Consider the following 12786-nt stretch of genomic DNA (forward strand, 5'->3'; position numbering starts at 1 on the left):
GTTCTCCGCAGTGGCTCGACAAATCGTGCGCAACAAAAAAAGGCGTCCCCGCTACGCAAGTAGCGAGGACGCCTTTGTCCTGGTCCCGTTCTCTCGGGAAGCTCGACCTTCGACGTTGAAGGCGCGGCTATATGTGTGTTGATGGGAAAGCTAATGCAGTGGTTGTGCCAAGTAGCGGTTTGGCCTGATTTGTTGAGCCTGGCGTCCAAATATCGAGAAATTTCGCCTCTTAGTGGTGCAACAGCCAGTACAACAGCACCAGATTGATCAGCAACGACAGCACGGCCAAGGTTTGCCAGACCTTCAGCGGTTCGCGTTCCAGCAGCGGTTTTGGCCGCATGCTCAACTCGCGTCGGTCTGCCTGCTCCAGCACCCGCAACCACTCCTCGGCGGTTTCATAACGTTGTTCAGGCTGGGCGGCGACTGCGCGTTCCAGGCTCTGTTGCAACCAGTCGGGCAGGTCGGGGCGGTAACGGCTGGCGCTGACCGGCGTGGTGAACCTGGGGCGTTGGAATGCTTCGATTTCGCCGTAGGGATAATGCCCGGTCAGCAGGTAATACAAGCTCACGCCGACGCTATACAGATCCTGCTGCGGCGTAGGGCGTTCGCCATTGAAGGCTTCCGGCGCGATAAAGCTCGGCGTGCCTGGCAACAGGTGCGCGCGATCCTCGGAGAGCCCGGGGCAGTAGGCCAGGCCGAAGTCCAGCACGCGCAATTCGCCATCGTCACCCAGCAGCAGGTTTTCCGGCTTGATGTCGCGGTGCAGGATCTGCCTGCGGTGCAGCAGCCCGACCGCGCGCAACAGGCGCTCGGCCAGGGATTGCCACTGTGCCAGGGGTAACGGGCCCTGGTGTTTGAACAGTTCGGCCAGGGTTTGCCCGGCGTATTCACGCATCACGTAGTACAAATGCTGACGGCCGCTGGCCGGATGGACTTCAGGAAACGCGCGGCCAGCGACCCGGCGCAGGAACCATTCCTCCGACAGCAGGGCCTGGGCGGCGAACACGTCGTCGTCATGGCTGACCGGCAAGGTCTTCAGCAACCAGGCCTGTTGCTGGGCGTCGCGTACCCGATAGAGCAGGGACTGACGACTTTGCCCCAGCAGCGCTTCCACCTGCCAGCCTTCGAAGTGTTGCCCGATTTTGAGGGGTGGCGGCAGTGGCCATTGCTGCAACTGCACCAGTGCATCCCCGAGGGTGGCGGCGCCGAGTTGGTCGACCCGCACCAGCACCGCGCTGGCATTGTCCTGGCTGCCCGCCAGGTGCGCGGCGCTGACCAGGGTGTTCACGGCCAGGTCCAGATTTGACTGTTCCCGCAGGATCGCGCCAATGGCGTGATCCCCCAGGGTTGCCCACACGCCGTCGCTGAGCAGCAGAAAACATTCGCCCGCCCGCAACTCGCCGTCGAGGAAATCCAGCACCAGGTGTTGATCCAGGCCCATGGCGCGCTTGAGCACATGCTGCATGCCCGGTTGTTCCCACACATGCTCTTCGCTGAGGCGATGCAACTCGCCATCGAGCCAGCGATACACCCGGCAATCACCCACATGGGCCAGGGTGAAACGCTGCCCGCGAAACACCAGGGCGCTGAGGGTGGTGAGCAGTGGAAGGCCGCCGCCGTTGGCCTGCAACCAGCGATTCTGCGCCACCAGCAAGCGCTCCAGCGCCTGGGCCACGCCCCAGGTTTGCGGCGTGGCGTAGTAGTCCAGGGCCAGGGCCTGCAAGGTCGAGCGCGCGGCCAGTCCGCCATCGGCACACTGGCTGACGCCGTCGGCGATGGCACACAGATAACCTTTGCTGGCGGCCAACTCAGGGGCGGGAGTGACCAGGCGCACGGCGTCCTGGTTTTCCTGCCGTGGGCCGGTGGCGCTGGCCTGGGCGAAGCTCAGTTGCAGGGTCATCAGACGCGTGCAGCCGTCACCGCTGCCGAGCCCCAAGTGGTTCTCCAGCGACGTTTAACGCCATACAGGCCGAACCAGGCCAGCACGCCCAGGCTGGCGAACAACCACAGGGCCAACTGATAGCTGCCGGTGCTTTGCTTGATCGCGCCCATGCCCGCCGCCAGGGCAAAACCGCCGATACCGCCGGCCATGCCGATCAGGCCGGTCATGACGCCGATCTCCCGGTGAAAACGCTGGGGCACCAGCTGGAAGACTGCACCGTTACCGGCACCCAAACCGAGCATGGTGCACACGAAAAGCGCCAGTGCTGCGTAGGAGCTTGGCAGGTTGAAACCCACCGCCGCGATGCAGATCGCTGCCACGCCGTACATGCCGAGCAGGGTGCGAATCCCGCCAAAACGGTCAGCCAGCGCGCCGCCCAACGGCCGCATCAGGCTGCCACCAAACACACAGGCGGCGGTGTAGTACCCGGCAGTCACCGGGCTCAGGCCGTATTGGTCGTTGAAGTAACCGGGCAGCGCACTGGCCAGGCCGATAAAGCCGCCGAAGGTCACGCTGTAGAAGAACATGAACCACCAGCTGTCGCGGTCGCCCAGGGCTTTGAAGTAGTCAGCCATGGATTTGGCCTTGGGCCGTTGCGGGGCATTGCGGGCGAGCCAGGCGAAGACGATCAGAGTCAGGACCAGCGGGATCAGCGCGAAGCCGAACACATTGCTCCAGCCAAACGCGGCGGCGAGCACCGGTGCCAGCAAGGCCGCAAACACCGTTCCGGAGTTGCCGGCGCCGGCGATGCCCATGGCCTTGCCTTGGTGCTCGGCGGGGTACCACTGGGACGCCAGGGGCAAGGCAACGGCGAACGAGGCGCCGGCCATGCCGAGGAACATGCCCAGCAGCAGGGCTTGTTCGTAGCTGTGGATCCCCAGTTTCCAGGCGCCGAAAAGGGCGCAGATGACAATCACCTGACCAATCAGGCCGGCGGTCTTGGGCGAGAGTTTGTCGGCCAGCATGCCCATCAGGAAGCGCAGCACGGCGCCGGCCAAAATGGGCGTGGCCACCACCAGGCCGCGTTGTTGGGTGGTGAGGTGCAGGTCGGCGGCGATTTGCACCGCCAGGGGGCCGAGCAGGTACCAGACCATGAAGCTCAGGTCGAAATACAGGAACGCGGCAAACAGGGTCGGGGTATGACCGGATTTCCAGAAGCTTGATTTCATCACGCACCTCAGCGGTAAAGGGGTCTTATGAGAAGGCCTGGTGATGGAACGGCTGTGGCCGCCCCACCGGCCCCGGGCTATGGGGCCAAAACGAAAAAACGCCGCCACCGGGTTCGCGTGGGCAAACCGGATGTGCGACGTCTTTGTCGTGGATGGGGCAACCGCCGTTGGCTACCTGTGGGGATTGATTAGCAAGAGGTGGGCCAACAGGGATGGGGGGCTGTTTTTGATGGTGTACATATCCGTTGCTGCGGTAACGGCGGCTTAGGGTTCCGCTCTTACAGCGGGTCACTTTTGGCAAACGCCCGGAATGCCGGCCCAGCCAAAAGTAACCAAAAGGTCTTTGCCCCACCACTCGGTGCCTCGCTTAGGCTCGGCATGCCCGCACTCCGGCCATCGTGGTTAACGGGGCGCCTAAGATCAAGATCAAAAGCAAGAGCACACGCGGTCAAAAATGTGGGAGCGGGCTTGCTCGCGAATGCAGTCTTCCAGTTGATGCATTCGGTGACTGACACACCGCATTCGCGAGCAAGCCCGCTCCCACATTTGGACCGTGCCCGCTTCTGATTTTGCTGTTGCCGTTGCTGTTGCTTCACCACACTCAAGCCGGCCTGTAGGCCGCTGTGCTTTTGCTTTTGATCTTGATCTTAGGCGCCCCGTTAAACCACGCTGGCCGAACGCAGGTAGTACGGAGCGGGTAAACCGGCAGGACGCCGGTTTAGCCGCGACGGGGCAGGGACGCCCCGTCGCGGCGGCCCGCGTAGTAATGCCGGAGTGAGGGCACACCGAGCCTGAGCGAGGTGCCGAGTGGTGGGGCAAGAGCGTTTTGCTTACTTTTGCGCTTTTCAAAAGTGAGCCGCTGTAAGAGCGGAACCAATAGTGGCCGTTACCTAAATAACGGATATACACCCCTCACCCCAACAACTCACTCATCGCAATAATCTGCTCCGCCACCTGAATCAGCTTCTGCTGCCGACTCATCGCCTGACGCCGCATCAGCGTGTAGGCCTCTTCCTCATTACATCCCTTCATTTTCATCAACAGCCCCTTGGCCGTTTCGATCCGCTTACGCTCCGCCAACTGCTGATCCCTGGCCTGCAACTGTGCGCGCATCGCCTGGTCACTCTCAAACCGCGCCATCGCCACATCCAGGATCGGCTGCAACCGTTGCGCCTGAATCCCCTCGACAATATAGGCACTGACCCCAGCCTTGATCGCCTGTCGCATCACTCCCGGATCATGCTCGTCGGTAAACATCACAATCGGCCGCGGCTGATCCCGGCTCACCAGCACCACCTGCTCCATCACATCGCGCCCCGGCGACTCGGTATCGATCAAAATCACATCCGGGCGCACCGCTTCAACCCGCGCCGGCAGGTCGATCGTCAGCCCCGACTCATCGATTACTTCAAACCCGGCCTCGGTCAACGCGGCCTTGAGCCGCCCCACCTTGCGCGGCGTATCGTTGATCAACAGGATTCGCAACATAAGGTCCTCCTGTCAGCGCAAGGCTTGGCGGCTGACAACATCTGTCATGGCATGCAGGCGAAAGCTGCGGGCATACCCGGCCGGGTCCGAACCGTCCCAGACCTTGCCGTCGATCAACTGGCTGCTGCGCATGGCCTCGCCACCGGCCGGCACACCTACGGCGCTGGCCGCCTGGCGATAGATATCCAGTTGCTGCACGCGCCGGGCGACGCCGAGGTAATCCGGGTCTTCGCGCAGCAGGCCCCAGCGACGGAATTGGGTCATGAACCACATACCATCCGACAGGTAGGGCAGATTGACCGCGCCGTCGCCATAAAACCGCAGCGCATGGGGATCCTGCCAGTGGTTGCCGAGGCCGTCGTCATAGTTGCCCAGCAAGCGCGGTTCGATGCAGTCGAGCGGTGCGTCGAGGTAGTGCGGGGCGCTCAGCAATTGCGCGGTGGAGCGGCGGTTTTCCGTGCTTTCTTCGATAAACCGGCTGGCCTGCAGGATAGCCATCACCAGCACCCGGGCGGTATTGGGGTACTGCTCGACAAACGCCTGGGTGCAGCCGACGACTTTTTCCGGGTGATCCGGCCAGATCGCCTGGGTGGTGGCCAGGGTGAAGCCCTGGTTTTGCTTCACCGCACTGGCGCACCACGGCTCGCCCACACAAAACCCGTCGATGCGTCCGGCCTGCAGGTGAGCAACCATTTGCGGCGGCGGCACCACCACGCTGTCGACATCCTGCAACGGATGGATCCCCTGGCTGGCCAGCCAGTAATACAACCACATGGCGTGGGTGCCTGTGGGAAAGGTCTGGGCGAAGGTGAGTTTTGTTCGGCTTTGGTGCACGTGACGGTCCAGTGCCTCAGGACTGGTCACCCCCAACTGTTGCAGGCCACGGGACAGGTTGATGCTCTGGCCATTCTGGTTCAGGCCCATCAGCACCGCCATGTCGGTGGGCGCCACGCCGCCGATGCCCAGGTGCACGGCGTAGATCAGGCCATACAGGCTGTGGGCCGCGTCCAGTTCGCCGCTGACCAGGTTGTCCCGCAGGCTGGCCCATGACGACTGGCGTTTGAGGTTCAGCGTCAGGCCATAGGGCTGGGCGAAGCCCTGGGTGGCGGCGACTACCACTGAGGCGCAATCGCTCAGGGCCATGAAGCCCAGGTTGAGGCTGCTCTTTTCCGGAGCATCACTGCCGTTGACCCAAGCCAGGGGATCATTCATTTGTATGTACCTTTCATAAAAAAACGCCGCTCCGTCGGGCCACGCACGGAGGAGGCCCGGGGTAACGACGTCTTTGTCCTGAACCCGTTCCGCCGTTGGCGCGGGCTGCGATAGGCAAGGCAAAGCAAGGCACATGCCACGCACCGGGAAAGCCCGGCAGGCCGTCAGCTTCCCGTCAGGATTGAAACCGGCCTGGCTCCCAGTATGGCCGCTCCTTGATCCCGGGCTTTGCAGGCATGTTCATCAACCGCCATCGTATTGCGACTGTGTTTTTCTGGCTGTTGGTGCTGGGCAGTCCCCGGGTGCTCGGTGAGCCTTACGAGGCCCGTGATGAGAACCTGCACACGTTTTTTACCGCGTTGTCCTTGCCGTTGGGGCAGCCGATCGTGGTCAGTCAGGCGGCGGCCCGCAAGCGCATCAGCGGGACGTTCGATTTCGATTCGGCCCCAACGCTTCTGGCGTCAGTTGCCCGGCAGCACGGTTTGATCTGGTACAGCGACGGCCAGGTGCTTTACCTGTATGACGCCGACGAGGCGAAAAGCTCGGTGGTAACCCTGCGGCATATTTCGGTCGATATGTTGCGCGGGTTCATGCGCCGCTCCGGGCTCGACGAGGCGCGCTATCCGCTGCGTGCGAGTGCGGCGCGGGTGTTCTATGTGTCCGGGCCGCCGAACTACGTCGACCAAGTGTTGCGCCTGGCACAGCTGATGGACCGCCAGCGTGCGGAGCTGCGCATGGGGCCGCAGCGGATTGGCGTGGTGCAGGTGCTCAACACCCACGTTGCCGACCGCGAGTACGACATGGGTGACAAAACCGTCACGGTGCCGGGCATGGCTTCCATGATCGAAAAACTGCTGGCCGTCGAGCAGAAGAGCGCATCCCCACGGCAACCCGGATTACTCGCCGACAAGACTATTTCGGTGCTGGCGTACCCGGACACCAACAGCTTGTTGATCAAGGGCAAGCCTGCGCAAGTGAGCTTTATCGAAAACCTGGTGGCGGAACTGGACGTGCCGAAGCGTGCGGTTGAGGTTTCATTGTGGCTGGTGGACGTGGACCGCGACGAGCTCAAGAAGGTGGGCGATGTCCTGCACAAGGGGCCCGACAAGCCTCCGGCAACCCGCGTAATGGCACCCGTCGAGGACGATGTGTTCATGAAACGGATCACGGCACTGGAGCAGCGTCGGCGAGCGAAGGTCACGGCGTTGCCGGTGATTCTGACCCAGGAGAATGTGCCGGCGGTTTTCAACGACAACCAGACGTTCTACCTGCCCCGGCCGGGTGAGAACAGTGATGAGTGGCAACCGGTGGTCTACGGCACACAGGTCAGTGTGCTGCCGCGCTTCGCCGAGGAGAATGAAATCGAGATGCAGCTCACCCTCGAAGATGGCCGTCAGATGGGCAAGGCCGGCAGTCGCGACAAACGCTCGGCGGCGGTGGAACGCATGGGGATCAGCACCGTGGTGCGTGTGGCTCCGGGCCGGCGGTTGCTGGTGGGGGATTTTCAGCGTGAAACCGGCGCGGCCTTGGCCGGGCGCTACTACGGGCCTATGGCCAATAGCGTGCGGCTGTTTGTCATCCAGGTTGCACCGGTAGATGGTGCTTCGCACACAGGTGGCGGACCGGGGCAGGCACCGCCGTTGACACCCTCCCAGCATGAGCGCGTGAAGCGGGCATTTACCCGCGTATCCGAGGGATAACACCGTTGATTGTCCACCCAGGACTGGCGGTCTGGAAAAGTCTTACATAGCCCGTCTGAAAAATACCGTGCCTGTGGGCCTTTGCCTCTCCTATACGACGGGTGAGCTTTTTATAGTCGCGACCTTGCAGGAGGGCCCGTGTCGGAAATGGGGGAGTCAGGTGCAGAGGTGTGAATGGCAGGGGTGATGGAGGGGGGAATGGCGGCGCCTATGGTCTTTGATCGGTGGACATTGCACAGCGACGGCAGGCTGACCGGCGAAGACTCGGATATTCAACTGCCGCCCAAGGAGGGGCATGTGTTGCGCCTGTTGTTGGCGTCGGCCGGTGTGCTCGTGACCAAGGACCAGTTGCTGGAACGGGCATGGCCCCATAACGATGCCACCGAGGAGTCCCTGACCCGTTGCATCTGTTCACTGCGCAAGTATTTGAAGGAGGGCAGGGGGCTGATCAAGACGGTGTATGGCAAGGGGTATCGAGTGACCTGTTCGGTCAACGCGGCGAGCCAGGTCTGTTCCTCCTGCGGTCGGGGCCACGCATGAAAGGCGTCTGGCGCAAGGGGCTGTTGCTGCTCACGGTCTGCTTTGGCCATGAAGCCCGGGCGTATTGCTGGGCAGAGGCCGCCAACCGATATGGCATCGAGCCGGAGCTGCTGCAGGCCATCGCTGCGGTAGAGTCGGGTTATCGCGCCGAGGCCATGAACCACGCCAACAACAACGGCACCCGTGATATCGGGCTGATGCAGATCAACAGCATTCACCTGCCGCGCCTGCTCAAGGAAGGCATTACCGAGCAACGCTTGCTGGATGAGCCTTGTTTATCGGTGGAGGTCGGTGCCTCGATCCTGGCCGAGTTTATCAAGCAGTTCGGCTACAACTGGACGGCGATCGGTTCCTACAATGTGGGGGGCGGCCCCGGGCCCCGGCGTGAAGAGCTGCGTCTTCGCTATGCGCAAAAGATTTGGGTTCGCTACGAGCAACTGATGGCGCACCGCAACTGACGATTGGACGGCACGCCTCGCATGCAGCCCGTCACCCCGGCTATAATCGCCGCCACCTTTCGCCGCCATCCGAGTCAATCCCGCCCATGTATACCCTGGCCCGCCAGCTGTTGTTCAAACTCTCTCCGGAAACCTCCCACGATCTGTCCCTGGATTTGATCGGGGCCGGTGGCCGCCTGGGGCTCAATGGGCTGGTGTGCAAGGCGCCGGCGAAAATGCCGGTGTCGGTGATGGGGCTCGATTTCCCCAACCCGGTCGGCCTGGCGGCTGGCCTGGACAAGAACGGTGCAGCCATCGACGGTTTTGCGCAGTTGGGTTTTGGCTTTGTCGAAATCGGCACGGTGACCCCTCGGCCGCAACCGGGCAATCCCAAGCCGCGGATCTTCCGCCTGCCGGAAGCCGAGGCGATCATCAATCGCATGGGCTTCAACAACCTGGGTGTGGACAACTTGCTGTCGCGGGTCCAGGCGGCGAAGTACAAGGGCATCCTGGGGATCAACATCGGCAAGAACTTCGACACGCCGGTAGAACGTGCCGTGGATGACTACCTGATTTGCCTGGACAAGGTCTACGCCCACGCCAGCTACGTCACGGTCAACGTCAGCTCCCCGAACACCCCGGGCCTGCGCAGCCTGCAGTTTGGCGACTCCCTCAAGCAATTGCTCGAAGCCTTGCGCCAGCGCCAGGAAGACCTGGCTGTGCGCCACGGCAAGCGCGTGCCGTTGGCGATCAAGATTGCCCCGGACATGAGCGATGAAGAAACCGTGCTGGTGGCCCAGGCCCTGGTGGACTCGGGCATGGATGCGGTGATCGCCACCAACACCACCCTGAGCCGCGTCGGTGTCGAAGGCCTGGCCTTTGGTGACGAGGCGGGCGGCTTGTCCGGTGCGCCGGTACGCGACCAGAGCACCCACATCGTCAAGGTGCTGGCGGCCGAGCTGGGCGGGCGCTTGCCGATCATTGCGGTGGGTGGCATCACCGAGGGCAAGCACGCGGCCGAGAAAATCGCCGCAGGTGCGAGCCTGGTGCAGCTGTATTCCGGCTTTATCTACAAGGGCCCGGCGTTGATTCGCCAGTCTGTGGATGCAATCGCCGCACTGCCAAGAGGTTAATCGCCGCCCATTAAAAAGGGCTCCTTGAAGGAGCCCCTGGGCCGAAGCCCGCCGCCCGGATAGGGCGTGCATGGTTAAGGTGTTGCGTATTCGTGGTGGTGTCGGAATTAAATGCCCTTGATTAGCCGACGGCGTGAAGTTCGTTGAGTCTGTGGATTCCCGCAGTGCCAGTCATACCGTCCCAGTTGTCGCCGCGTCCTTCTCGCCAGCCGTTGATCCAGGCTTGGCGTACCGACGGTAGAGTAAATGGGCAAAGCTCACGGGATTTGCCATGAACGCCATATTGATATCCGCGTAAAAATGCTCTTTCCAACGGATCACGCTTAAGTCTTCTCATAGGGTGTTTCCCTCACTTGTTGACTGTCTTGATATCCTTCGGCCTCGTCCGAGGCCGGGCAGAGTTTTTCTGCCGTTGGTGGGCTCGCTGCCGGCGTGGCGAGCCAATGTGTCGGCGTCGTTACGGCGCCAACCTGTGTTGAGTTCTAACCAATAGGTCACATGGATTCAATGATCGTTTTGTCATAAGCACGTAACGATAATGATGCTATAGCCATAAGCTGGGATGGCTTTTCGCCCCTTTTGTTGGGCAAACCCAGCTATGATGTGCCCTTCAAAGAGGATGGGTTTAATCCTTTGGTGAGAATGCCCGTCTGTTGCAGTCGGTTATTATTCGACGAAGGGTCGGAATATTTCTTTTTGTTGCACCCAATACATGAACTGCCCCGTCAATAAAGGCCCGTAAGGCCTGTAGCCGGGGTGGAACGGCACATTCGTGCCACACGAGCGCTCTTCAAGAAAAGCGCTTGATTGAAAACCGAACGCGCGATGCGTCGCCCGTTCACTTATTGCTGAAAAGCCTGGAATGCCCCATGTCGGACCGTTTTGAACTCTTCCTCACTTGCCCCAAGGGCCTCGAAGGCCTGCTGATCGAGGAAGCCGTCGGGCTTGGCCTTGAGGAAGCCCGCGAGCACACCTCGGCCGTGCGCGGCATGGCCGACATGGAGACCGCCTACCGCCTGTGCCTCTGGTCGCGCCTGGCCAACCGCGTGTTGCTGGTGCTCAAGCGCTTCCCGATGAAGGACGCCGAAGACCTCTACCACGGCGTGCTGGACATCGAGTGGGAAGACCACATGCTCGCCGACGGCACCCTGGCCGTTGAATTCAGCGGCCATGGCTCGGGCATCGACAACACCCACTTCGGCGCGCTGAAGGTCAAGGATGCGATTGTCGACAAGCTGCGCACCCCGACCGGCGAACGTCCGTCCATCGACAAGATCAACCCGGACCTGCGCATTCATCTGCGCCTGGACCGTGGCGAAGCGATCCTGTCCCTCGACCTGTCCGGCCACAGCCTGCACCAGCGCGGTTATCGCCTGCAGCAGGGCGCTGCGCCGTTGAAAGAAAACCTCGCGGCGGCGATCCTGATTCGTTCCGGCTGGCCGCGTATTGCTGCCGAAGGCGGCGCGCTGAGCGACCCGATGTGCGGCGTCGGTACCTTCCTGGTGGAAGGCGCGATGATCGCCGCCGACATGGCGCCCAACCTGAACCGCGAGCTGTGGGGCTTCACCGCCTGGCTCGGCCACGTTCCGGCGCTGTGGAAGAAACTGCATACAGAGGCCAGCGAACGCGCCGCTATCGGCATGGCCAAGCCACCGCTGTGGATCCGTGGTTACGAAGCGGACCCTCGCCTGATCCAGCCGGCCCGTAACAACATCGAACGCGCAGGCCTCAGCCACTGGATCAAGATCTACCAGGGCGAAGTCGGCACCTTCGAGCCGCGTCCGGACCAGAACCAGAAAGGCCTGGTGATCTGCAACCCGCCGTACGGCGAGCGTCTGGGTGATGAAGCCAGCCTGTTGTACCTCTACCAGAACCTCGGCGAGCGTCTGCGCCAGGCGTGCCTGGGCTGGGAAGCGGCGGTGTTCACCGGTGCCCCGGACCTGGGCAAGCGCATGGGCATCCGCAGCCACAAACAGTATTCGTTCTGGAACGGCGCCTTGCCGTGCAAGTTGTTGCTGATCAAGGTCACCCCGGACCAGTTCGTCACCGGCGAGCGTCGCACCCCGGAGCAGCGCCAGGCCGAACGCGAGCAGGCCGCCTACGATCAGGCGCCGACCGAGCCGCAAGAGCGTCAGTACAACAAGAACGGTAACCCGATCAAACCCGCCCCGGCCCCTGTGGTCGAGCAGGCGCGCTTGAGCGAAGGCGGGCAGATGTTTGCCAACCGCCTGCAAAAGAACCTGAAGCTGCTGGGCAAGTGGGCCAAGCGCGAAGGCGTCGATTGCTACCGTGTGTACGATGCCGACATGCCGGAATACTCCATGGCCATCGATCTGTACCACGACTGGGTTCACGTCCAGGAATACGTGGCGCCGAAGTCCATCGACCCGGAAAAAGCCTCGGCCCGCATGTTCGATGCCCTGGCGGCCATTCCCCAGGCGCTGGGCATCGACAAGAACCGTGTGGTGGTCAAGCGTCGCGAACGCCAGAGCGGCACCAAGCAGTACGAGCGCCAGAGCGCCCAGGGCAAGTTCACCGAAGTCAGTGAAGGCGGCGTCAAGTTGCTGGTCAACCTGACCGATTACCTGGACACCGGCCTGTTCCTCGACCATCGCCCAATGCGCATGCGCATCCAGAAAGAGGCGGCCGGCAAGCGCTTCCTCAACCTGTATTGCTACACCGCCACTGCCAGTGTGCACGCCGCCAAGGGTGGCGCGCGCAGCACCACCAGCGTCGACCTGTCGAAAACGTACCTGGACTGGGCCCGCCGCAACTTCTCCCTCAACGGTTTCTCCGACAAGAACCGCCTGGAGCAGGGTGATGTCATGGCCTGGCTGGAAGCCAGCCGCGATGAGTTCGACATGATCTTCATCGACCCGCCGACCTTCTCCAACTCCAAGCGCATGGAAGGCATCTTCGACGTGCAACGTGACCACGTGCAGTTGCTGGACCTGGCCATGGCACGCCTGGCGCCGGGCGGCGTGTTGTACTTCTCGAACAACTTCCGCAAGTTCCAGCTGGAAGACAACCTCGTCGAGCGGTATGCCGTCGAGGAGATCAGTGACAAGACCATCGACCCGGATTTTGCGCGCAACGCCAAGATCCATCGGGCGTGGAAAATCACCGCTCGCTGATCGCTGCCTGCCTGAAGCCGCAAGCCCGGAT

General features: G+C 62.1%; 10 protein-coding genes. 5 read left to right on the forward strand and 5 right to left on the reverse strand.

The features are described 5' to 3' along the window. Positions 1-229: 229 nt before the first annotated feature. The 4 genes from JFV30_RS04805 to JFV30_RS04820 all read right to left on the reverse strand — a co-directional run bounded on the left by JFV30_RS04805 (position 230) and on the right by JFV30_RS04820 (position 5811). The gene (locus JFV30_RS04805) at positions 230-1900 is read right to left on the reverse strand and encodes a bifunctional protein-serine/threonine kinase/phosphatase (protein WP_201126125.1); all 1671 of its coding nucleotides are present in this window, start codon (positions 1898-1900) and stop codon (positions 230-232) included. Beyond that, positions 1900-3111, reverse strand: coding sequence for a nitrate/nitrite transporter (locus tag JFV30_RS04810; RefSeq protein ID WP_010176415.1), 1212 nt, complete (start codon positions 3109-3111; stop codon positions 1900-1902). The genes JFV30_RS04805 and JFV30_RS04810 overlap by 1 nt, the downstream gene beginning before the upstream one ends. 912 nt (positions 3112-4023) lie before the next feature. Then, on the reverse strand, positions 4024-4599 hold the full coding sequence (locus JFV30_RS04815; RefSeq protein WP_010176414.1) for an ANTAR domain-containing response regulator: 576 nt from the start codon (positions 4597-4599) through the stop codon (positions 4024-4026). A 12-nt stretch (positions 4600-4611) separates the two neighbouring features. Continuing rightward, complete coding sequence (locus JFV30_RS04820) at positions 4612-5811, reverse strand: CmpA/NrtA family ABC transporter substrate-binding protein (RefSeq protein ID WP_201122179.1); 1200 nt, start codon at positions 5809-5811, stop codon at positions 4612-4614. 236 nt (positions 5812-6047) lie between these two features. Between JFV30_RS04820 and sctC the strand changes: the two genes are divergently transcribed. From sctC to JFV30_RS04840, 4 genes are all read left to right on the forward strand, one after another. Beyond that, complete coding sequence (gene sctC, locus JFV30_RS04825; RefSeq protein WP_201122181.1) at positions 6048-7511, forward strand: type III secretion system outer membrane ring subunit SctC; 1464 nt, start codon at positions 6048-6050, stop codon at positions 7509-7511. Between the two features lie 174 nt (positions 7512-7685). Then, on the forward strand, positions 7686-8051 hold the full coding sequence (locus tag JFV30_RS04830) for a winged helix-turn-helix domain-containing protein (RefSeq protein WP_201122183.1): 366 nt from the start codon (positions 7686-7688) through the stop codon (positions 8049-8051). Beyond that, positions 8048-8509, forward strand: coding sequence for a transglycosylase SLT domain-containing protein (locus JFV30_RS04835; protein WP_010176410.1), 462 nt, complete (start codon positions 8048-8050; stop codon positions 8507-8509). Before JFV30_RS04830 ends, JFV30_RS04835 begins: the two co-directional genes overlap by 4 nt. 86 nt (positions 8510-8595) lie before the next feature. After that, positions 8596-9621: a quinone-dependent dihydroorotate dehydrogenase gene (locus JFV30_RS04840; protein ID WP_169387402.1), complete on the forward strand. Its 1026-nt coding sequence runs from the start codon at positions 8596-8598 to the stop codon at positions 9619-9621. Positions 9622-9742: 121 nt separating this feature from the next. On the opposite strand, the gene rmf is transcribed toward JFV30_RS04840, so the two are convergent. Next, the gene (gene rmf, locus JFV30_RS04845) at positions 9743-9958 is read right to left on the reverse strand and encodes a ribosome modulation factor (protein WP_002553055.1); all 216 of its coding nucleotides are present in this window, start codon (positions 9956-9958) and stop codon (positions 9743-9745) included. Between the two features lie 532 nt (positions 9959-10490). Between rmf and rlmKL the strand changes: the two genes are divergently transcribed. Beyond that, positions 10491-12755, forward strand: a complete 2265-nt coding sequence (rlmKL, locus tag JFV30_RS04850) for a bifunctional 23S rRNA (guanine(2069)-N(7))-methyltransferase RlmK/23S rRNA (guanine(2445)-N(2))-methyltransferase RlmL (protein WP_010176408.1) — start codon at positions 10491-10493, stop codon at positions 12753-12755. Positions 12756-12786: the final 31 nt, after the last annotated feature.

It is taken from the genome of Pseudomonas sp. TH32, from assembly GCF_016650855.1.
GTDB lineage: Bacteria > Pseudomonadota > Gammaproteobacteria > Pseudomonadales > Pseudomonadaceae > Aquipseudomonas.